The organism is Telluribacter roseus, assembly GCF_017355915.2.
Taxonomy (GTDB): Bacteria; Bacteroidota; Bacteroidia; order Cytophagales; family Spirosomataceae; genus Telluribacter.
Map to the genome: position 1 here is coordinate 24,353 of NZ_JAFEUV020000016.1, position 22,861 is coordinate 47,213.

18 protein-coding genes are annotated in these 22,861 nt (G+C 51.0%); 9 read left to right on the forward strand and 9 right to left on the reverse strand.

Features of this window, described 5'->3' with window-relative positions; genetic code table 11:
• Positions 1-25: 25 nt before the first annotated feature.
• Both JTN23_RS21980 and polA read left to right on the forward strand, forming a co-directional pair.
• Positions 26-1,240 carry a hypothetical protein gene (locus tag JTN23_RS21980; protein ID WP_247237223.1) on the forward strand — a complete coding sequence of 405 codons (1,215 nt, stop codon included), beginning with the start codon at positions 26-28 and terminating at the stop codon, positions 1,238-1,240.
• Between the two features lie 279 nt (positions 1,241-1,519).
• Positions 1,520-4,138: a DNA polymerase I gene (polA, locus tag JTN23_RS21985; protein WP_247237224.1), complete on the forward strand. Its 2,619-nt coding sequence runs from the start codon at positions 1,520-1,522 to the stop codon at positions 4,136-4,138.
• 68 nt (positions 4,139-4,206) lie between these two features.
• Here the strand turns inward: polA and JTN23_RS21990 are convergent, their stop codons facing one another.
• Both JTN23_RS21990 and JTN23_RS21995 read right to left on the reverse strand, forming a co-directional pair.
• Entirely contained in the window at positions 4,207-5,334 is a 1,128-nt protein-coding gene (locus JTN23_RS21990; protein ID WP_247237225.1) for a DUF1972 domain-containing protein, read from the reverse strand.
• A gap of 103 nt (positions 5,335-5,437) precedes the next feature.
• On the reverse strand, positions 5,438-6,121 hold the full coding sequence (locus tag JTN23_RS21995; RefSeq protein ID WP_247237226.1) for a GAF domain-containing protein: 684 nt from the start codon (positions 6,119-6,121) through the stop codon (positions 5,438-5,440).
• A 242-nt stretch (positions 6,122-6,363) separates the two neighbouring features.
• Between JTN23_RS21995 and JTN23_RS22000 the strand changes: the two genes are divergently transcribed.
• Entirely contained in the window at positions 6,364-7,512 is a 1,149-nt protein-coding gene (locus JTN23_RS22000; RefSeq protein ID WP_247237227.1) for an EpsG family protein, read from the forward strand.
• Positions 7,513-7,579: 67 nt separating this feature from the next.
• Here JTN23_RS22000 and JTN23_RS22005 read toward each other — a convergent pair whose 3' ends face one another.
• A complete protein-coding gene (locus JTN23_RS22005; RefSeq protein WP_247237228.1) occupies positions 7,580-8,590 on the reverse strand; it encodes a glycoside hydrolase family 16 protein in 1,011 nt (336 codons plus the stop codon).
• Positions 8,591-8,995: 405 nt separating this feature from the next.
• On the opposite strand from JTN23_RS22005, the gene JTN23_RS22010 reads away from it, so the two are divergent.
• Together JTN23_RS22010 and JTN23_RS22015 are read left to right on the forward strand one after the other, a co-directional pair.
• On the forward strand, positions 8,996-9,868 hold the full coding sequence (locus tag JTN23_RS22010; protein WP_247237229.1) for a glycosyltransferase family 2 protein: 873 nt from the start codon (positions 8,996-8,998) through the stop codon (positions 9,866-9,868).
• Between the two features lie 94 nt (positions 9,869-9,962).
• On the forward strand, positions 9,963-11,048 hold the full coding sequence (locus JTN23_RS22015) for a glycosyltransferase family 4 protein (protein WP_247237230.1): 1,086 nt from the start codon (positions 9,963-9,965) through the stop codon (positions 11,046-11,048).
• Between the two features lie 29 nt (positions 11,049-11,077).
• On the opposite strand, the gene JTN23_RS22020 is transcribed toward JTN23_RS22015, so the two are convergent.
• Positions 11,078-11,806 carry a GAF domain-containing protein gene (locus JTN23_RS22020; RefSeq protein ID WP_247237231.1) on the reverse strand — a complete coding sequence of 243 codons (729 nt, stop codon included), beginning with the start codon at positions 11,804-11,806 and terminating at the stop codon, positions 11,078-11,080.
• Positions 11,807-12,051: 245 nt separating this feature from the next.
• Between JTN23_RS22020 and JTN23_RS22025 the strand changes: the two genes are divergently transcribed.
• Positions 12,052-13,446, forward strand: a complete 1,395-nt coding sequence (locus JTN23_RS22025; RefSeq protein WP_247237232.1) for an undecaprenyl-phosphate glucose phosphotransferase — start codon at positions 12,052-12,054, stop codon at positions 13,444-13,446.
• A gap of 13 nt (positions 13,447-13,459) precedes the next feature.
• Here the strand turns inward: JTN23_RS22025 and JTN23_RS22030 are convergent, their stop codons facing one another.
• From JTN23_RS22030 to JTN23_RS22050, 5 genes are all read right to left on the reverse strand, one after another.
• Positions 13,460-14,338: a glycosyltransferase family 2 protein gene (locus tag JTN23_RS22030; RefSeq protein ID WP_247237233.1), complete on the reverse strand. Its 879-nt coding sequence runs from the start codon at positions 14,336-14,338 to the stop codon at positions 13,460-13,462.
• A 53-nt stretch (positions 14,339-14,391) separates the two neighbouring features.
• Entirely contained in the window at positions 14,392-15,858 is a 1,467-nt protein-coding gene (locus JTN23_RS22035) for a lipopolysaccharide biosynthesis protein (protein WP_247237234.1), read from the reverse strand.
• Between the two features lie 49 nt (positions 15,859-15,907).
• Positions 15,908-18,184, reverse strand: coding sequence for a GumC family protein (locus JTN23_RS22040; protein ID WP_247237235.1), 2,277 nt, complete (start codon positions 18,182-18,184; stop codon positions 15,908-15,910).
• 18 nt (positions 18,185-18,202) lie between these two features.
• Entirely contained in the window at positions 18,203-18,994 is a 792-nt protein-coding gene (locus JTN23_RS22045) for a polysaccharide biosynthesis/export family protein (RefSeq protein WP_247237236.1), read from the reverse strand.
• Between the two features lie 291 nt (positions 18,995-19,285).
• A complete protein-coding gene (locus JTN23_RS22050; RefSeq protein WP_247237237.1) occupies positions 19,286-20,035 on the reverse strand; it encodes a DNA-formamidopyrimidine glycosylase family protein in 750 nt (249 codons plus the stop codon).
• A gap of 346 nt (positions 20,036-20,381) precedes the next feature.
• Here JTN23_RS22050 and gdhA point away from each other — a divergent pair, with 346 nt between their 5' ends.
• From gdhA to JTN23_RS22065, 3 genes are all read left to right on the forward strand, one after another.
• Positions 20,382-21,722 (forward strand): NADP-specific glutamate dehydrogenase, encoded by a 1,341-nt coding sequence (gene gdhA / locus JTN23_RS22055; RefSeq protein ID WP_247237238.1) that lies wholly within the window; start codon positions 20,382-20,384, stop codon positions 21,720-21,722.
• Between the two features lie 80 nt (positions 21,723-21,802).
• Positions 21,803-22,003, forward strand: a complete 201-nt coding sequence (locus JTN23_RS22060; protein ID WP_247237239.1) for a hypothetical protein — start codon at positions 21,803-21,805, stop codon at positions 22,001-22,003.
• A gap of 258 nt (positions 22,004-22,261) precedes the next feature.
• A complete protein-coding gene (locus JTN23_RS22065) occupies positions 22,262-22,828 on the forward strand; it encodes a hypothetical protein (protein WP_247237240.1) in 567 nt (188 codons plus the stop codon).
• Positions 22,829-22,861: the final 33 nt, after the last annotated feature.

The following is a 22,861-nucleotide window of genomic DNA, read 5'->3' on the forward strand; positions in this document are numbered from 1 at the left end:
GCAATATTAACTAAACATCCTATTTATGACCAACAGATCCACATTTACTAAACTAGCCTTAAGCCTTATAGCAGCGGTAGCTATTTCTTCCTGTAACCAGGATCCTGAGCCTGAACCCAATAATCTGGATGACGGAAAGGAGTTTAAGTATGTGCGTGTACTGGTTGCCGATGAGGTATCCAGCCAGCTTACCCAGCTCAATCCTTCTACGGCCACGACCAGTACAATTAACGCGAAGTACCCGCTGGCTACCCTTTACCCTACCGCCTCCGGACGCTTCTCGGCGGTCATGTATGGGACCAACAACCTGGTGGAATTCTTTGACACGGGCCTTGAATACCACGGCGACCACGTGGATGTAAAAGGCACTCCCAAATGGGCGGCTATTACCTCCACCGGCGCCCGACCGTCTCACTTTAAGAGCAAAGGCACCGAATCGGTTATCTTCAATGACGGCGATGGTACCCTCAGCGTTGGCAACGAGGCCAACTTTCATACCGCAGGCGCTACGTTCAGTGTGATCAATGCGGGCTTGCAGCCACACCACGGAGCCATGGCTCAGTTCGACAATGGTACCTATGCCATTACCGAAGGCCTCAACCGGGTCAGGATCATTGACAAAGCCGGAAAAACGGTGCACGCCTCTACCGTAGAAGTAGCCCGTATACACGGTAATGCCACGGATGGTACCAATGCCGTATTCGGCAGCTTTACATCGCCAGAGGCCACAGTAGGAGGAGTACTGGTTGTGAATCAAAACGGCCAACAACGCACCATTCCCAATCCGGATGGATTCGGTGCAGTTCGCCTGGGTACTGTTTACTATGCCAAAGGAGCCAACAAGTTTATCGGATACGGCGCTACCAAAGGTGCCTACCTCATTGATATTACTGCCAATCGCATTACTCCTATTTACGAAGGTGAAGATGCTTTCCAGTGTAAGGTGGATTATGCCGGCAAAAATTTGCTGCTGCTGACCCTGGATGGTAAGCTCAGAATATACGACCTGGCTACCGGAACCCTGAAAAAAGAAGGCTCGGTGATCAGTGCCGTAGCATCCGGCGATACGTACAAGCCTGTACTGGAGGCTACCTCTAAGTTTGCCTACATCGCAGTGCCGGCTTTGGGTGAAGTACATCAGATCAACCTGACTAACTTCAGTGAAGTAGTAAAGCATAAAGTATCGGCCAAACCCGTACGGCTTGCTCTTCTGGGCTTCGAGACAAACGAAAGCCACTAAGAGGTACCACACGCTTCATGAGCAGTCTGGCGGCCCGTAGTAACGTGGCCGCCGGACTGCTTGTTTATTAGGTTAGTTTACCAGCCAGCATCAGTGAGTTCTGCTACTCCTAGCTTATTTATTTCCTCCTAAGTACTCCTTCCTATTTTTCCACAAGCAACTGCCTTATCTGCTCAGGCACAGTTTTTAGCGAATTAGTGTAGGCGGTCAGGATGTGCTTTAAGTACCTACATCGTGGCCACATCCAGTACCTGAAAGTAGTATTTAACATGAGCACTCATGAATGATAAAAAGCTTTTTCTGCTCGACGTGATGCCCCTGCTCTACCGGGCGCACTTTGCCACCATGGGTAAGCGGTTCGGTACCACTACGGGTATCGATACCCGCACCCCGCTGGTATTCTTTAACTATATTTTTCAGGTACTCACGGAAGAAAAGCCCGATGCCATAGTAGCCGCTCTGGACTCCAAAGCCAAAGGACGGGTAGCCGTATCCACTACCTACAAAGCCAACCGCGAGAAGATGCCGTCGGAGATCTACGAGGCCTTTCCGTACGCCTTGCAGCTGCTGGAGGCCCTGCATATACCGGTTGTGAAGAAAGAGGGCTATGAAGCCGATGATATCATTGCGGCCATGGCCAGGGAGGGAGCCCGCAAAGGCTACACCGTGTATATAGTAAGCCCGGATAAAGACTTTGCCCAGCTCGTCACGGACCAGATCTTCCTGTTCCGACCCGCGTACAAAGGAGCCACCATGGAAACGCTGGATGCCGCCGGGGTAAAGGATAAGTACGGTGTAGAACCCGCCCAGATAGCCGACTTTCTGGCGCTACGGGGCGATAGCGTCGATAATATCATAGGCGTCAAGGGCATTGGCGATAAGACCGCGGCTTCGCTGCTGGCGGAGTACGGTTCGGTGGAGGAGCTGATCGAGGAGGCGGACACCATCAAGCAGGCCAAGGTCAAAGAGGCCATAAAGGAGGCCAGGGAGCAGTTGATGGAAAACAAGCACCTGGCGTATCTGTCCGGAGAGGTGGAGGTAGATATAGACTGGGAGGCGGTAGATGTGCAGGAGCCGGACGAGAGCAAGCTACTGCCCCTGCTCGACGAGCTGCAGTTTACCCGGATCAGGGAGCGGCTGGCCAGGCAGGGCTTCATCAGCTCGGCGGATGGCAGCTCTGACCAATCCCAGTCAGCTACTATACCGGTAGTACCCGTAGACCTAAGAGATGCCATTCAAAAACTGGATCAGGCCAAACAGGTAGCCGTAGGCTATCTGGAACTATATCCCAACTGCTTATTTTTGGTAGCTAATGGTAAAAATGAGGTTCTGGCGGTGCAGCTCCAGGAGCAGGACTGGCATCAGCTAGTCTCACACCTTGATGAGACCGGTACTACGGTAACAGGCTGGGAGCTGAAGCCTCTGCTGAAAAAAATCCATCAGTTGGGTATCCTACTACGAAACCCCTGGATAGACCTCTCCCTCGCAGCGTATCTGCTCGAACCGGACGCCAAGATCGAATGGGCCTACATCCGGGACAAATACAGCGTAGCCCAGCATACCGTTGGCAAGCCCTACGCGCAGCTCAACTACCTGCCTTCCGTACCGGAAGCCTACAAAAAGATCATGAGTCGGATTGAGGAGATGGAGCTAAGCTCTTTGCTCCATACCATCGAAGCCCCCCTGCAGTCGGTCATAGTGCGGATGGAGCTGCAGGGACTGGCTTTGGATGAGCAGGCCTTACAGGATATTGACAAAGCGCTATCTGAACAACTAAAAAATCTGGAAAAGGAGCTCTACGAAATGGCCGGAAGGAAATTCAACATCGGCTCCACTTCCCAGACCGCCGAGATCCTGCAGCAGATCGCTGATCCGTCCGAGCTCAAAAAAACCAAGACCGGACAGATCTCTACCGCCGAGCCTTTCCTGGTAGACCTCGCTCCCAAGTACCCCTTCATCGCCCACTTGCTGGACTACCGGAAGCTCAGCAAGATCATCACTACCTATGTGTATGCACTACCCAAGTATGTAGATCCCCAGACCAACAGGATCCATCCTACGTTCCAGCAGGTAGTAGCCGGCACCGGCAGGCTCAGCTGTACCGACCCTAACCTGCAGAACCTGCCCATCCGAAGCGAAGCGGGTCGCGAGGTACGCAAGGCCATTGTTCCTTCGCGGCCTGACAACAGCATCGTGAGTATTGATTATAGCCAGATCGAGCTAAGATTGCTGGCTTCCATAAGTGGAGATGAGGTGATGGTGGAGGCCTTCCGGTCTGGTAAAGATATCCATGCCACCACGGCCTGCCGGGTGTTCAAGGTGGATGAACACGAAATAACGAAGGATATGCGGAGCAAAGCCAAGGCAGTCAACTTCGGTATAGCCTACGGTATCACGCCCTGGGGACTATCCAGTCGGCTGAAGATATCCCAGAAGGAGGCCAAGGAGCTGATTGACGCGTACTTTCAGGAGTTCACCTCTATTCAGGAGTACCTCGAGAAGTCCCTGGCCGAAACCCGCGAAAGGGGCTATACCCGCACGCGCTACGGCCGCATCCGGTATATTGAGGGCATCGACTCCCGCAACGGTACTACCCGCAAAGTAGCCGAGCGCATGGCCGTCAACGCGCCCCTGCAGGGCTTGGCAGCGGATATCATCAAGGAAGCCATGGTCAATGTCGATCGCTATATCTGTGAGCATAAGCTCAAGTCCCGACTGGTACTACAGGTACATGACGAACTGGTATTTGACGCCGCCGATGACGAACTGGATGGGTTTATTCCGGAAGTAAAAAGGATCATGGAAACCAGCGCCGAATTCAGAGTACCTCTGGAGGTGAATGTGACAGTAGGCAAAAACTGGCTGGACCAGGTAGCGTATGCACCTGCCAAAAAGTAGCGGGCAATTTTCAGGTACCTAATGCAGCGGGGCCAGTACATAACATGTACTGGCCCCGCTCATTTATGTTATGCCAGATCTTTCTTTAACTGGTACTTCCGGTTGTATATATCTTCAAAGTGGGCGGCGTACTGGTCAATGATTCGGTCCCACCGGTAGATCTCATCAATCTTCCTCCTATTCTCTTCAATGTAGTGCTGGTACTTTTCTTCGGCCTTATCCACTGCCTGCATGTGCTGGGCTACCTCGGTGTGCGTGGTGAAGTAGAGCGCATCGTCTCCCAGTACATACCGGTTAAACGGATTGTCGTTGGCGCAGATGAGGCTGTTGGAGGCCATGGCTTCCAGCAGAGACGGATTGGTACCGCCGACGGTATGTCCGTGGAAGTACAGGTTGGAGAAGTACCGCAGGTTGTTGAGTGTACGAAGGCTGTAGATACCGCCCACAAACCGGATGTTCGGGAAGTCGGCGTACTTTTCCTTAAGGTAGATACCGTACTTGGTTTCGTGCTTACCCACTACCAGAAAAGGCTTGTCCACGCCCGACTCCGCCACGCCTTTCAGGATCACATCGATGCTGTTCTCCGGCTCCAGGCGGGCTATCAGCATGTTGTACTGGTAAGGCGTCAGATCATAGGGCTGCAGGTCAGTGTGGTCCGGGTCGTCAAACAGGTGAGCGCCGTACGGAATAAATACCGAACCGACATTGTACTTGTCCTGCAGGTAATCCTGGATGCCGATGGAGTCAGCGATGAGGTAGTTGCTATGCTTGACGGCCAGCTTCTCGGCTTGCTTCAGAAACTGCTGCACCGGCTTAGAAAACTTGGTCCGCCGCCATTCCAGCCCGTCCATGTTGGTAGTCAGGATGTACTTATCGGGTACCAGGTTTCCCCATACCGAGCTACTGGTGTACCCTAGCTGCAGAATGATATCATAATTGCGCTTGCGGATATCCATGATACAGTTGAAGTCATAAAAGAACTGCCCCACGGTGCCTATTTTTCCTTCCGGATCCTGGGCATGTATGATCTTCACACCATTCCACTCATTCCCCTGGAAGGGATGCGTATGCGAGTTATAGACTGTTACTTCGTATCCTTTCTTGATCAGGCCCAGAGCCAGGTACTCCGCTGCCTGCTCAAATCCACCGTAATTATTGGGTATTCCCCTTGTTCCAATTATCGCAAGTCGTATCATACGCTTATCAGGGTATTCTCTTTTATAAGTATGTGTATTCTAATGTGTTTTCTACAACTATCCGGCCAGGTTCTCACCTGTTCTTCTGTGCCGGTGGCAAAATCTATTCTACCTCGACCTCCTCATCCATAAACAAAGACTTCAGGGCCATGGTGGTATCTTTCAGTATTTCCAGCTGGCTCTCCTGCTCCGGGCTGGGATTACTATTACTGAGCATGTCTATTTCATTCAGTACAGTATCCACCAGAGGTACTGCCAGCATGAGCCGGTCGTTGCTCTCCTGCAGGCGGATGTTGGCCAGTCGGAGTTCAAAGTGAGCCTCTACCAGCTTGGCCAGCGACTTCAGCGACTTCAGCTTCTCTTCGGACAGCTCCCGGGGGCGGCTGTCCAATACACACAGTACTCCCAGCGGCAGCCCATCACTATCTACCAGGGGCATCCCGGCATAAAACTGTATCTTCATTTCTCCCGTGGTAAACGGGTTATCATGAAAACGCTCATCTTCGTGGGTATTAGACACGATAAACAGCTCTTCGGGCTGCAATATGGCGTGGGCACAGAAGGATAGTTCTCGCTCGAACTCTTTAAGCTTGGTACCACGGGTTGACTTATTCCACTGGCGACTCTCGTCAATCAGGCTTAGTAATGAAATAGGAGTCCCGCATATTTCAGACGCTATCTGGGTGATATCATCGTATACTCCTTCGGATACTGTATCCAGTAGCTGATATCTTCGTAGAGAATTTAACCGGGCTGATTCATTATCTGGTTTAGGGGCGGACTGCATAGTGGTTGAGTATTGGATGTAAAGAAAAGGGAGTTTACCTCTTATGATATTAAAATTAGGTTAAAAAAATACGGACTGGGGTGACTTGAAACTATTGGGTAACAACATCTTGATCGAACAGAGCTCGGCTCCTGGGATAGGGTCATACAACCACCTGGTGAGGATTCCTCAAATATATTCGTTAACCCATAGTTTAAATTAGTTGTTTGGAAGATATATTTTGAGAAAATTTAATCACCAGGATGGCCGGCACCTACATTTTCTATACGCTTTTGATGGTAGGCATGATCCTGTTGGCACTCCCTTCGGTTCAGACCGCGGACGGAAAACAAAGTGTGCTGATCACTTCTGAGCCGTACCAGTACTGGGGAGCCAACCTGATCCTGCTGGTGATCCTCTACTCGTTTATCATTGGCTGCCGGTACTACGTCGGTATTGACTACGAGGCCTATCTTGAATGGTACCTGGAACTCCAGAAAACGGGTGTCTATCCGCGGGAGATTGAGTTTGGATACGAGTGGCTCAACTACCTCCTCTACTACCTCCGGGCCCACTATGCCTTTCTGTTTATCATCCTGGCGTTTTTACAGATCCTGTTTTTCTTTAAATCTCTGGAAAAGTTTTCTTTTCTGATTCCCTGGTACATCTTTTTCTTTTTTACGTACCTGCTCATGTTCAGCAGTATGAACATCATGCGGCAGACACTGGCCTACTTTATCTTTTTCTACGCCCTGAATCTGGCTATGCAGAAAAAGTACCTGCCGGCCCTTCTGTACTGCTTTCTGGGCTTTAGTTTTCACAAGAGTATCCTTATTGCCGTAGCACTGTACCCCTTCCTGGGCTTTGACTGGTTCAAGAACAAGTACGTACAGATAGCCCTGCTCCTGTTTGTGACGGCTTTTGCTTCGCAGATACTTGCCCTGGCGCTCCAGATCGTCACGCCCATCGTGTCGCTGCTGGGCTATAGCTACTACGTCGAAAACCTGGACTACATGTACGAGATCACCGAAGAAGGAGCCGTAGGTGCCGGAACGGCGCGAATCCTGTTCTTCATTCTGGACATGGCTATTGTCTGGTACAGCGACGAGCTCAAAAGCAATTTTAAAAGGGTTGACTTCTATAAGTACTACAACATCTACTTTCTAGGCGCTTTTCTGGATCGGATCGTGTACGACAACTTCATCCTGGCGCGCACCAACGACTATCTGCTCAACTTCCGGGTACTTATCCTGAGTTTTCTGTGCTATTACCTGTTTGGCAGCGCCACCGACCGAATACCCAAAGCCATCCTGGGAGGTGCTATCGCGGTGATGATGCTGGCCTTTTTTTACCGGGCCATCTACAACTCCGCCGCCCAGACCTCCCCCTTCAACTTCATCCTGTTTGAGTAAGTACCTAGTATAAGTATAGGAGCGGAAAAAGAGCTGTTAAGTGCTCCTTCCCCGCTCCGGTAGCAGATTATTTCTTCACAAATACCTTCACCCAATCTACCTGCATCACGCCATCCGTTTCACCGATGTTGATCTGGTCGGCGGTAGGTATGGCTCCCTCTTCCCAGAAGAAGTTACCCCCCACGGCCAGGTTGAGCGTGATCTTCTCAAGCTTACCAAACAGGTTAGGTACATACCCGCCGGATTTTACATCCACCACCTCTCCGTCCAGCATGAAGGTAAGCGCATCTTTGGTCCAGATGACTTCGTATACGTGCCAGTTGTCGGTCAGGCTGGTTGAAGTAGTCAGGTAGGTTTCCTGATCCATCACCAGGTTCTGGTCTGCCTTCCGGCCAAAGAAATAGTTGGTCTGGTAGTCGTACGGTTTGTGGCCACGAGCTTCCAGGATGTCTATTTCACCGTTGGTAGGCCACTTGTCCCCGTACGACCAGAAGGCCGGCCACATGCCGTAGCCGGATGCCAGCCTGATACGGGCTGACATCCGCACCTGCCCCTCGGTACGAGTAGGTGTAAACAGCGACTTGGATTCAATACGGGCGGAGGTAAAGTCAAAGTTAGTCGGGGTGGCATCCACATCCTGACGGTACTTGGGGCCGGTCACTTTCTCTTTGACTGCTTTGATCACCAGCAGGTTGTTTCCGGCCTTATCGGGATCGGTCGTGATGCTCAGGTTTTGGGGATTGGCCGTGTACATCTGCAGCTCGTTGTTGAAGGCGCCCCCTACCCACACGTTCCACTTGGAGTTGGCACTGGCTGGTGTCACATCAAAATCATCCTCAAAAGCCTTGCGCCAGCCCGTAGTGAGCAGTGAGTTCTCATCCAGATCATAATCCGGGATACTGGGGACCGAAGCTGTACGCATGGCCTTACCCATGATACGCTTTGATAACCGGAGGGACTCAACGGCCGAGTCGGCCGTATCCATTGCTGGCTCAGTGAGTGTATGACAGCCGGAGGTAAGTAGTAGAGCTGCCAGCCACACTTTTGAAACCTTTGTATTGAATAGTAGTTTTTTCATAAAATTGCACATTTAATATATCATAAGTAATCTTAATAAAATTATATCGAAAGCAGTGACACTATTTAGTGAACGGCAACTTATGTTGCCATACGGTTACATAGGGTATTGAGTAGCGTGTTCCCCTAAGAAGAAATAAAGAAAGGGGTAGTGTGTGTGCTGGCAGGCTGGCGCAGGGCTTTCAGGCCGGAATACAGTCCGCTTTTCGGATGGGAGTAGTACCGGCAGCAAAGGCCGCCTACTACTGGTCCTCCTGCCTGAATACAAGCAAAAATCGCACCAAGGCAGCTCTCAGAGCCTTTTTTAGAACTAGTATAACTATGTAGTCAGGAGCTATAAAAAAAGACACTTCAAACAATTCAGTTTCCCTGAAATTGTATTTACTTACATGCCTAACCTGCCAACATGCCTACGTTTAGCCTCATTATCTGTACCTACAACCGAGCTACCTTTCTGAAAGAGACGATCGAATCCATCTGGGAGAGCTTCGGGGCCCGCTACCCCTATGAGTTACTGATCATAGATAATAATTCAAGCGACCATACGCAGGAGGTAGCAGAGCAGTTTGGGCATCTGCCCGTATTGAGGTACTATAAGGAGCTGAACCAGGGCCTCTCGCACGCCCGCAACCGGGGCATCCGCGAGGCTACACATGAAGTACTGGTATTCCTGGATGATGACATAGGTATCCACCCCGGCTACCTGGACCGTTGTAATGAGCTATTCAGCGACCCTGCTATCCATATCGCGGGCGGTAAGGTACTGCCGTTCCGGGTGGATGTTCCCCACTGGCTTCCATCTAAGTACTACTATCTGGTGAGCCTATTTGACTTGGGTGACCAGCAAAAGACGACTCTCAAACTCATGGGGGCCAACTATGCCATGCGGCGGGAGGCGGCTCTGAAGATAGGCTGGTACAATCCCGAACTGGGACGTAAGGGCAACTCACTGGCGGGTGGAGAAGAAGTAGATTACCTCAACCGAGCCAGTAGCCTGGGCTATGACATCTGGTACGATCCGGGCCTGATCGTGTACCACAAGATCAATAACAAGCTCAACGAGGAGTACGTATACAGCTATTCAAAACAACTGGGACGCTCCGAGCGGATTATAGACCTGCAGCAGAGCAAAATTAAGTTTGCGATTAAGATCATCAAGGCCTTCGTGATGATCTTCCTGTACCTGGTGTATGGCTCCTACGCCTCTGATCCCAAACAACGTACCTACTTCAAGATCAACCAACAGTACTCGCTGGGGTACCTGCAGGGCTCCACCTGAGCTACCAGCCAGGTACTTACAGGTACAAGTACTATGTAACGAATCTTGATTCGTTGAGCCAATCTCAAGTCCAGTAACGTTCGTAAATAGCAGTATGAGAATATTAATGATTGCCAGAAGTACGCTGTTCAGTTCGCCGGGTGGCGATACCACCCAGATCGAGATGACAGCCAAGTACCTCAGGGAGCTGGGAGTAACCGTAGACATCAAACTCAGCAACGATAGCCTGGCCTACGACAGCTACGATATCCTGCACTTCTTCAACATCATCCGTCCCGACGACATCCTCCCGCACGTGCAGGACACCCGGGTACCCTTTGTTATTTCTACGATCTTTGTGGACTACTACGAGTACGAGAAGAACAACCGGAGCGGCTTGCTGAAAGTGATGAACAGCCTCTTTGACCGGGACCAGATCGAATACATCAAAACCCTGGCCCGCAGCGTCAAGAATGGCGAGAAGATCAAGTCGTCGTACTATATCCGCCACGGGCAGCGCCAGTCTATCCATTACCTGGCCAAGCAGGCGGCCATGCTCCTGCCCAACTCCCACAGTGAGTACCAGCGCTTTGTCAATATCTATGGCATTAGCCAGCGCTACCAGAAGGTAGTCAATGCCATTGATCCGGCCCTATTTAACAACAGCATCCAGCCCGACCCTACCTATAAAGATCACGTACTGTGCGTAGGCCGGATAGAAGGCCGCAAAAATCAGCTCAACCTGATCAAAGCGCTGCAGGGGACGGACCTGAAGCTAACCATTATAGGCAAGCCATCTCCTAACCACCTGGCCTACTACCAGCAGTGCAAAGAGCTGGCGGCTGCCGCCGGTAACGTGCAGTTTATAGACCACATCAACCACCACAACCTGGCTACGCTGTACAAAGCCGCCCGGGTACACGTACTGCCGAGCTGGTTTGAGACCACCGGCCTTAGCTCACTGGAAGCCGGAGTACTGGACTGCAATCTGGTGATTACCCGCAAGGGCGATACCGAGGAGTACTTTGGCGACATGGCCTACTACTGCGAGCCCGACAGTGTGGAGTCGATACGGGAGGCGGTACTCCGGGCCTGGCGGGAGCCCATCCACCCCCAGCTCAAAGAGTATATACTCACAAACTATACCTGGCAACATGCCGCCCGGCAAACCCTCGAAGCATACAGGGCGGTACTGCACTAGCGGCCCGCCGGCCGCGGGATTGGTAACAACTACTCCGAAGGAGGCGGTGAAGAACTATTCTGAGCGATCGATTTGAGCGACTGGGCGGCCTTCTGAATATTTTCCAGCCGGGACTGCTGGTCCGGGCGGGGGTTGCTCGCTACCAGGGCTTCTACATCGGCCACCATAGGGTCTATTACCGTCCTGAGCTGCTGGCCCACTCCGGTTTCGGACGTAAAGCCACTACCCGTGTACTGGTTCTGCGACAGCGCTTCTTTTAGCTCAAGCTTTGTCTTCCGTAATTCAAAATGCACACATACCAGCTTGGCCAGCGCTTTTAAGGTCATCAGCTTTTGCTCCGATAGCTCGCGCGGCCGATCGTCCAGTACGCAGAGGGTCCCGAGGGCGTGGCCTTCCTTATCCGTGAGAGGTACCCCGGCGTAAAAAACCAGATGCGGTTCGCCCGTCACCAGCGGATTATCATGAAAACGCTCGTCATTCCGGGCATCCGGCACCACCAACATTTCATTTGGATCGATAATTGCATAGGCACAGAAATGAATGCGTGGCGTTTCGGATACGTCAAGCCCCTGCTTGGACTTAAACCACTGGCGGTCTTTGTCAACCAGCGTGAGCATTGAGTAAGGTGTACCGCAGATCTCTGAGGCGATCCGGGTGATGTCGTCATATACTTCTTCGGGCAGGGTATCGAGTATCTCATACTGCTGCAAAGCCCTGAGACGCTCCTGCTCATTTTCGGGAATGGGTGCTGGTTTCATTATATATTTGTTGCATAATTGTTCAACAAAATGCTAAACATCAGGTTATTTCAGGATCATTAAACAACTTTTGCCCCTTGATTCTTGCAAAAGTCATGGCTGATATACACCTTGATGAACTGCTATAAAACCCGAAACCCCTGCCAACCATATATGTTTAGCCAATAATATCCACAGGTAAAAAATATATTCCAACCCTACTTATATAGTATCTACCTGCCCCCAATATTCCATTAGAAACCTTTATGAATACCTCATACAAGCGCTTCCTGCAAATATTCTTTATCCTGGTAGATCTGATCGCACTGAATGCCGGCTACATCATAGCGCAAAGCATATTCCAGGAAAGTGCAGAATCAGCCCTTTTCTACCGGTACCTGCAGTACTGGGGTATCATCAATTGGTTCTGGCTTACACTGAGCCTGTTGGGGGGCATGTACATTACCGATTCCATTGTATATTTTAAGGTATTCTTACGAAAGACCGTAAAGACAGCTTTCGTTCTGCTGTTGCTGATCCTCTTCTACCTATACCTACCCCGCCGAGTACCGCTTTCTTCCAGCATGGTTTATCTCAGCTCCACGCTCTTCGTCATCGGTCTGGTAATTAACCGTCTTGTCTACCTGGGTATCCGCGAGTGGGTCAAGAAAGAGATACACTCCAGGAGGAGAATACTGATACTGGGGTACAACGCGGTAGCCAAAAAGCTGGCCAGCTACATTGAAAGAGAGGAGTTCAATATCAAGATAGTCGGCTTTGTCGATGATAGAGAGGTAGCTACGGCTACTACTCAGTACCCTGTTTACAAGGGGCTCCATGACGTCATGAGGCTTACGGAGGAGTTAAAGATCACGGAGATCTATACCACCATTATGCCTGAGGACAACGCCCGGGTGTACCGTATCATGGATCAGGCGGATAAGGCCCTGATCCGGTTCAGGATAGTACCTGATCTCCGGGGTATCATCGACCGGCCGGTGCAGGTAGATAGTATCAACGGTGATCTGCCAATCCTGACGCTCCGCAACGAGCCCCTGCAGTCGGCCGTCAACCAGTTTATCAAGCGTGCCTTCGATATCCTGTTCAGCCTTTTCGTACTAGTATTCATACTATCCTGGCTGATACCTATCCTGAGTATTCTGATCTACCTCGAGTCGCCGGGGCCGGTCTTCTTTTCCCAGCTTCGCAGCGGTAAGGACAACAAGCCCTTCTGGTGCTACAAGTTCAGGAGTATGACCATCAATAAAGAGATGGAGGCCGTACAAGCTACCAAAAATGACAAGCGGGTGACCCGCATCGGCCGTATCATCCGGAAGACGAGCCTCGACGAGTTTCCGCAGTTTTATAACGTACTGCGGGGCGATATGAGTATAGTAGGCCCCCGCCCCCACATGCTCAAGCACAACGACGACTTCCAGGCCATGGAGGATCAGTACATGATCCGTCACTACCTGAAGCCGGGCATCACCGGCTGGGCCCAGATCAACGGCTACCGGGGCGAGATCACCGAGCCTACCCACATCAAGAAGAGAGTGGAGTATGACCTGTGGTACCTCGAGCACTGGAGCATAGTGCTGGATCTGGAAATCATATTCCTGACGGCTTACAATGTTATCAAAGGCGAAAAGAACGCTTATTGATAGTACAGCTCCCTTATTTACCGACTGTGTTGCGGACAAAGTCCAGGTACCCCTGTTTGTGCTGCTTCCGGATTTCCTTCACGATTTCGGTACTTCCGTTGGGGGCAAGGCCAATACCTGCCGCTAAGCGATCCACCACGTACTTCATACATTTCAGGGCCAGCAGGTGCTTACGGTTGGTATAGTCAATGTTGGCTTCCGTAGCTCCTATGTTGTAGGAGTACTTCAGGATAAACTCCCGGTTAAAGCGGTTCTGGATCTTGTGGTGTACGATCAGGTCGGGGTGATAGAGCAGTCGGTACCCTTTGTTCTGTGCCCGCAACAGGAAATCATTCTCATCGCCACCGAGTTTGAAATCCCCCAGCGGACCGATGTTTACGTTGTAGTCTCCTACTTTATCAGCTACCTCTTTGCGAAAGGTATGGTTGGCTCCCATCAGTTTGGGAACAAAAGCCGGCGTATCGCCCATGTCGTACACGCTGGCCAGGTAGTAGTACTTTTTGGGCAGCCATTCGGGTACCCTGGATTTGTACGGAAGTACCTTGCCTCCTACTATCTGCACGGACGGATCGCTGTACAGCTTATCCAGCACCGACAGGTAGTTAGGGTCAATATCAATGTCGTCATCCACGAATACAATGATAGGATAGCGCGCCTCTTTGATGCCCCGGTTACGGGCGTACGATAGGCCCTGGTTCTGCTCAAAGACGTAGCGAATGATGGGCACATGCAGGTACTGCTTTACTACCTCAGCAGTAGTGTCAGTAGAGTTGTTATCAACAATTAGTAACTCGTACTTTGTCTGATCCGTAAGGTGCAGCAGGATAGAATCAATGGTTTCCTTTAAAAATGTAGCTCGGTTGTAGGTGCAAATAATGATACTGTACTGCATTGTGTGTATGTATGGCTAATGTGTGCAATTGCTGTCGGGTACTAGATAGATAGTTACTCCCCCCTTTTTCCAAGCTTCTCCTGAACAAAGCCCGTTACCAGCTGTACATCCGCCCGGGTATAAATACCCGTCAGGAAGCCCAGCGGCAGGGCCACCAGCAGGACTGCCGCCCTGATACCATAGGACAGAAAGATCTGATCGGTATCAATGAAGGGTTCGGCAACAAGCCAGCCAACGGCCAGTGCTCCAAACACCAGGAGTATGCGCGGATGAAACATAAACCGGACCCGAGAGTCTACCTCAGCCGCTCCCCTGACAAAAACAAACCGCTCCACCAGACAGGCCAGTAACAGCCCCAGCGCCACCGATATGGTGAGGTCATTGAACAGGTCCAGATACACGAGCAGGAGAGTACCCCCTACAATAGAAGCCGCAAAGATGATGGAGCCCCGGTTGAACGTCCTGAACTGGTTGTTGGCAAAGAGGTAGTTCTGGTAAGGGATGGTGAGGGTCTTGGTCAGGGCAAACAGCAGGGACAGGATCAGGATCGGGTAAGCCCGGGTGTATATTTCACCAAATACCAGCGTAATGATCTCGCGTCCGAAGAGGATGGAAAAAAGTATCGCCGGGAAAAACAGCATCGAAATGTACCGCTCGTAGTTGGAGAGCTGTTCCAGTGTTTTGTCGTGGTTCTTGTCGTGGATATTCTGCGAGAATACCGACAGGAAAATCCCTCCCACACTTACGCCGATGCTCATGAGTAGTATACCCAGGCGGTTGCCGACGTTGTAGTACCCAATGGCCTCGGCCGGTACGGCATACAAGCCCAGCAGTACCTTATCAAAGCTCAGCAGAAAACCATAAGCAATGGTAGAGGTAGAGATGCTCAGTGAGTACGTGATGTACTTCTTAAAAATAGTGGGAGAAAAGGCACCAAACCTGGACTTGATGAGCTGCACCAGCGGGTATACAGCACTTACTCCGCAGGCCGCCATGATGTACCAGGCTATGCCAATCTCGGACTCGCCCAGTACCACGGCCACGATCTTGGCAATGTTGATCAGGATCTGGGACGAGAAATCAATCATGTTGGCCCGCAGGATATTGAGCTTCGACGACTGGTCCGTCACGTAGATGTAGAGGGGAGTCAGGAGGTAGTCCTGCAGGATGAAGATAATGATCAGGTTGATCTGTAACTCCGTAAAGGTACCCTGCCCGCTCTGCCGGTTCCACAGCACAAACAGCAGTACCAGCAGCGTCGTGATGATGTTATAGAATACATTGACAGACAGGAAGTTCTTTAAGCCTACCTCCTTGTCGTCGCTGTACATCTTGAGGTGGGCGCTGTTGACCGTATGGGTAAAGATGGATTTGATCAGTACCTGAAACGACATGGCCAGGCTAATGTTACCCAGAATGGCCGGCCCTCCTATGCGGGCTATAAATATAGAACTAAGGATACCCAGCACCATCGAAACAATATTGATGGCGAAGTTCTGGCTTAACTTTTTACCTAGCATGCAGCACTGTGGGATTGGAAGGAAGCAACATGAAATACTTTACTAGTGATTAATTCTCTCTGCGGGCATCATTCAACACGATCATGGTCGAATTGAATCTTCCTTCTTTATTGATTTCATCGACTGTAGCTATGTACTCTCTTTTGGTGTGGTTATAGCGTACAACATACAGACACACATCCACATATCGTGCCAGCGAATACGCGTCGGCTACCTGTCCGATAGCCGGTGTATCAATGAGTATATAGTCAAAGTTTTCTTTTAGCTGGGTTATGAGCTGCCCTATCCGGGGGTTCATCATGAGCTCAGTGGGTTGCTCAGCCGCACTTCCCGACCCGATCATATGGAAGTAAAAGCCGGGCGAGACCGGAGAAGCCTTGATCAGGTTCTCGGCAGTGAGTGTTTTGGTATTGATAAATTCAGTGATGCCCGTGTCGGACTGAATCCCCAGGTAAGAAAGCAAGTCGTCGCTTTGCCGCAGGTTAAAGTCCAGCATGACCACCCGGTACCCGGCCATACTCAGGCTCGTACCCAGGTTGACACCCACGAAGGTTTTGCCGTCGCGGTTCATCCCCGACGTGATCAGTATTACCTGCTTTCCTTCGTTATTGGCCATAGCGGTGAGTTTGCTCCGGATAAACCTGAACTCCTCGGCTACCATAGCCCGGGGCTTTTTGTATAGTATCAGTGGTTTTCGGCCGCGGTGGTGGGTGATTTCGCCCAGTATGGGTGTAGTAGTCAGTCGTTCCACCGTCTCCCGGTGCTTTACCCGGTCACTCAGCAGGCCCTTGGCCATCACCAGCCCGAAGGGTATCACCAGCCCCGCAAACAGAGCCAGTGCCAGCACGATAGGCTTCTTGGGCGTTTCGGGCTTTAAGGTAGCGCCCGGCGGGTCCAGCACCCGGATCTTCGACCCGGTAGAGGCCAGGTACAGGGCCGACTCCTCCCGCTTCTGTAGCAGGTACACGTACAGGTCCCGCCGTACCCCCTGCTGGCGGTTGATGTCATTCAGCTCCCGCTCTATGTTGGGTATCTCACTGATCCGCGACTGAAAGCCCCTGGCGCGGGAGGCAATATTGTTGCGGGTTACCTCCAGCCCCCGTCTGATTATCTTGAGGTTTTCGGCGATGCTCTGCCTCAGCGTCGCCAGCTGCGTATTGATGTTCTGCACCAGCGGACTGGTCGGCTCCTGCGTACGCAGCATTCGCTCCCGATCCAGCTGCAGGTCATTAAACCGCCCGATCAGCTCCATCAGGGCGCGGTCTTCAATGTTGAGGTTGCTGGGTACCAGCTCGTACAGCTCACCCGGCCGCGACAGGTACCTCTCCAGCGACTCCACCACCTGGATCTGCGTATTCAGCGTGGACAGTTGCTGGTTATAGGTCCTGGATTCTTCAAGGTAAGCCGAGGCCTCCGAGCGCACATCCGTTACCCGGTTCTGGATCTTGAAGCGCGCCTCCTGCAGCTCGTTCTCGGTCAGCTCAGCCGTCAGTTCGCGCAGGCGATCGTCTATGAACTGCACCGTCGATAGGGCCAGTCGGTTCTGATCTTCCCGCTCATCCTGATTATATACCTGGATCAGCGTGCTCATGATGTCTTTGCCTTTTTCGGGCAGGGGGTTCAGAAAGCTCAGGTTCAGAACGTCAGCATTCTTACTGGTCTGGGTTATCTTAAGATCTTCGTTGTAGTCGACGGCCAGCTTTCGGATGTTATTGAACCGGACAGTAACTTCCCTAAATCCTCCGGTGGATTTGGGATTCCGGACGATGGAGAAGGCACCGTAAGGCTTCACGATGGGCTGACCAAACCGATAGGTACCCTGCCCATGCCAGTCCAGCAGTTCAAAACGGCTGGTATCCCGGATGGTTATGGTTATATCTTCATCATACGCTGACTTTTTGAGGCTCCTTACTACCACCCTGATCGGCACATCGCTTCCGTAGATCTCCTCCTTCTTGACAATCCCCTGCACATAGTAGCTGGTATACAGGGCCAGTTCTTTGAGGGTTCGCTCCATCAGACTCAACGACCGGAACGCCTCGATCTCGTTATCGATACTGGTGGCCTGATTGAATATGCCCAGATCCTGAAAAGCCGGATTACCCGCCTGGAAGTCAGGCCCCTTGTCAATATCCCTCACCAGGATAGTACTGTATATAAGGTACTTGGGGGTAATAAACACCATCAGAAAGATGCCTACACCCAACGCCAGCACTAATCCAATAAGGAAGTAGTACCAGTGTCGCAGGTACCGGTACAGGCTCTTTTTTATGTCAATACGTCCCGATGGTTGGACTTGGGTAGTAGTTGCCTCTCTATCGGCCATACATATAGCTGACTATTATTACTTATTGAAGAATGTAATCAGGGAGAATGCAAAAGCTGAGATCGCCGCCGCCCAGATGGGTATGTACCGGTTGGCAGGTTCCGACTGGGCAATCTTGATTCGACTGTACGGCTCGACATACACAACGTCGTTCTGCTGCAGATAGAAAAAAGGCGACTCCAGAATATCCTTCGAATTCAGATCCAAACGTGTAGCCAGCCGCTCGCCGTGGTTCTCTCTGATGATAAGTATATTATCCCGCCGGGCATACTCGGTCAGATCCCCCGCCAGTCCCAGTGCTTCCAGTACATTCAGCTTTTCTGATTCTACGGTGAAGGTAGAGGGATTTTTGACTTCTCCAATAACCGTCACCCTGAAATTCAGGTAGCGCAGGTTTACAATGGGCGATTTTATGACCAGTCTTATCTGTTCCGTCAGTTTGTCAATAGCCTGCTCACGTGTAAGTCCTGCCAGCTCCACTTTCCCCAGTACCGGAAAATTGATAAACCCCTCCCTGTCTACCAGGTACCCTTCGTTGAGTCGGGGCGTGGCGGTGGTCGTATTGTAGGGAGTACCCGGCGGCACTATAATGCCATTGTTAAACAGCACATTAGATTCGGGATTGACACTACTCACCGTAATATTGAGAAGGTCTCCGGGTTTTATCTGGATATCCGGCACGTTCTGAATCGGAACCTTATAATCATACTGAGTAGCCAGATTGTCAAAATACACCAGATTTCTGGTAGGTCTACAGGCTACTAGTAGTAGTAAAAAAATAAGAAAGCTACTGGTACATAATTTCTTCATATAAAACCTTTGGTATTAACCTGTACTACGCAGTGCCAGAAGCAAGTACATAGCTTACAACCACCTATTATAATATAAATGTTTTTAACTAGTATCGAAAGCTACACAAAACTATTGTTTTATAATCTGGCGGGCAGGCATTTCTCCTTATGTCACCCCGCTGACTTTTTGTTTGATAAGCCAAAAGCGCTGAGAAAACCAGGGTATGTACTATCCTGCAAGCAGACAAGGTACTATCAGACTACCTCCCGAACGGTTAATATTACAAAGTAAAGATACCGGTAGTGCTGATCACCAGATGGCATCGGGCAGGTATAGACGCTGGCATTTGTCACAGAAGTAGCAGGGGCGTCCATCCTTTCCGACCTTCTCCTTACGGATAGGAATATGGTCCCGGGGGCACTGCTTGCGCATGTAGGCCTGCCACTGGTCTGCAGTGGTTCCCTCACGTTTCCAGTCCAGGTAGTCGAAGCTTAGCTGTACACATTCCTCAACAAGGCTTCGCAGCACCGGCTCAGGTATCTCCCCCACCCTACTTTCCGGATGTACCCGCTGTCGAAACAAGGCTTCGTTTTTGATGCCATTCCCTACCCCCGCCAGAATGGACTGGTCCAGCAGGGCGTCACAAATGAGCCGGTCGGGCTTGTTGTACAGCTTACGGAGGGCCTGATCCGGATCAAAGGCTGGATTCATAATATCGGTGCTCCAGTCGTACAGTTCCTCCAAAGGCTCCCGTAGCAGGCGGCACTCGCAGGCATAGAAGTTAATCGTCCCTTCATCCAGTTCCAGCCCCAACTCGAGCTCCCGGTTCGCAGTTCCGTTGATGGCGTACTTCCCGAAAAACCTCAGGTGAATACGGATGGTCAAATCAGTGAAGCCAAAGAAGATCTCCTTTCCGAAAGTACTGATACTGGTTAAGGTCTGTCCTTTAAGCTCATCAAAGGGGATGTCCCCGGCACGTCCTTCGGCCTGTACCACCACCTGCCCGATAAATGGCTCCGCCTGCTCTTTCAGAAATACCATCTGTGGTCCCTCGGGCATGATCTGATAACAATTACTGGTTGGGTCGTTGGTTATTCCGTCTTCTCTGCCCTCTTTCCACAGGGGGTACTTTGCCGATTTATTTACGGATATGGACAGTAAGCAGGGAAGTATAGCTAGGTAGTAAAATCAGCTGTTAAACACAATAGTTATAAAAGACTATACAGCTGGCCGGCTGTACACGGGTAAATAATTGCTGGTGAATGAACAAGACAATTGAAAGACAGAGAGGAATAGTTATTTCTAATTAATCGCGTGGGCGCTAGGTACAACAGGAAATAGTAGTAATTTCAGGCCCGACTTTTCCACTAGTTAAAACTATTATCTTTCAAATATAAGACTAAACATGGATACACTTGTGAAGGAGTTCCTGGCAAAGGTAGAGTCCAGGAACCAGCACGAACCGGAGTTTATGCAGGCCGTTCAGGAGGTGGCCGAAGCGATCATTCCGTTTATAGAACAAAATCCTAAGTATAAGAAAGCTAAGATACTGGAGCGGATAACAGAACCCGAGCGGGTACTGATGTTCAGGGTACCCTGGCTGGATGACCAGAACGAGGTACAGGTCAACCGGGGGTACCGGGTTCAGATGAACAGTGCCATCGGGCCTTACAAGGGCGGGCTGCGTTTTCACCCATCGGTCAACCTGAGCATCCTCAAATTCCTGGCCTTTGAGCAGGTATTCAAAAACAGCCTCACCGGCCTGCCCATGGGCGGCGGCAAGGGAGGCTCCGACTTCGACCCCAAGGGGAAGTCTGATGGTGAGATCATGAAGTTTTGCCAGAGCTTTATGACCGAATTGTACCGCCACGTAGGCGCCGATATTGACGTTCCGGCCGGTGATATTGGCGTTGGCGGACGAGAAGTAGGGTACCTGTTTGGTCAGTACAAGCGCATCAAGGGAGAATTTACGGGAGTACTTACCGGCAAAGGAGCCACCTGGGGTGGTAGCCTCATCCGGCCCGAGGCTACGGGCTACGGGGTAGTGTACTTTGCAGAAGATATGCTCGAAACCCGCGGCGAACGCCTGACTGGTAAGACCGTAGTAATATCAGGATCCGGCAACGTAGCTCAGTACACCGCCGAGATGTGTTTGCAGGCCGGCGCCAAAGTAGTTACTCTATCCGACTCCGATGGATTTATCTACGACCCACAGGGGATTGATGCTGAGAAGCTGGCCTTTGTGATGGACCTGAAAAACGAAAAGCGCGGCCGGATCAAAGAGTACGCTGACAAGTACGGATGTGAGTACTTCGAAGGTGAGCGTCCCTGGGGTATTCCTTGTGATATTGCCTTCCCCAATGCCACCCAGAACGAGGTAAACGAAGAGGATGCCCGCACCCTCGTAAAGAATGGATGTATCTGTGTGGCAGAAGGAGCGAATATGCCCAGTACCCCAGAAGCCATTCAGGTATTCAAGGAAGCCAAGATCCTGTATGCTCCGGGCAAAGCCTCCAATGCCGGCGGAGTGGCGGTATCGGGCCTTGAGATGTCACAGAATTCACTGCGCTACTCGTGGAGCCGGGATGAAGTAAACAACAGGCTCCGGGATATCATGAAGGAAATCCATCAGATTTGTGTTGAGTACGGCACCGAAGAGGATGGCTATGTCAACTACGAAAAAGGAGCTAACCTGGGTGGGTTCGTAAAAGTAGCGGATGCTATGCTGGCCCAGGGGGTAGTTTAATAAATTATTGAAGATACATTTTGCTACATCAGCCGGAGCAATTTCCGGCTGATGTAGTCAAAGCAGAACCTGCGTACGCTTTGTACTCCGCCAATGATGGCTCTCTTCTCTACATTCTCCGCTCCATAATCCACCGGGGCTTCACCTCTTTCTGTACCAGAGTACTTCCCTACACAGCCAATAACTACGACACTACGGATATTCCGGCGACCTGTCAGGATCTGGAGCCACCTCAGGTGAGCCAGATGCAGCCCCCCATGTACCTTGGATCCGGGAAGTAGACGTACCTACTTAGGTAGTAGCGCTACTACCGCTCCTGAATCAGGTATATAAATACACACAGATTTTTCGTTCAGCTACAAGCAAATTTGGTACGCGCTCCCTTTTTCTCTGTTGAAAAGTAAGGCCACTGCCGGAAAGGCTGCCTCCCGGACCTACCACCTTCCATAAGTACTTCAGAAGTGGAAGCAGGGCCGTATCTGCGGGAATGTTTTTTGTTGTGCGATTGTATCTATAACCGATTAGAATTTAGTGTTGATATGCAAGAAATAGAGCCCTTTTATAACTGGGAAAAACATTATATAGCCAACCAGGACCGGAGGTCGCCCTTCTACGGCAGGGAGTATAACCTCAACTACTACGAGAACGACATCTATGGGTACTACATCCATCCGCTGTGGGATACCATCGGCTCCGAAACCCTGTATGTAAAGATACTTTTTGCGGATTATAACCGCCGGTTTGCGGTCATTGAGCTGTTTGGCGAATGGAACGACACCCTCCACAACGACATCATGTACTTCAAGCGGAACGTAGTAGACGAACTGGTAGCCGCAGGTATCAATCAGTATATCCTGATTGGTGAAAACGTAATGAACTTCCACGGGTCTGATGACGAGTACTATGCGGAGTGGTTTGAGGATGTGGAGGATGGCTGGATCGCGGCCGTGGGCTTCCGTGACCATGTGGAGTACGAGTGGAAGCGCTACCGCCTGGACTACTATCTCAACTTCGGAGGTACCCTGCACCTTGACAACTGGCGCACGATGCAGCCCTACCCCTTCTACGAGCTGGTCCGGACGCTGATTACCCGCCGGCTTACCTAATCACCAGGTACTACAACAATACACAGGGGGAGC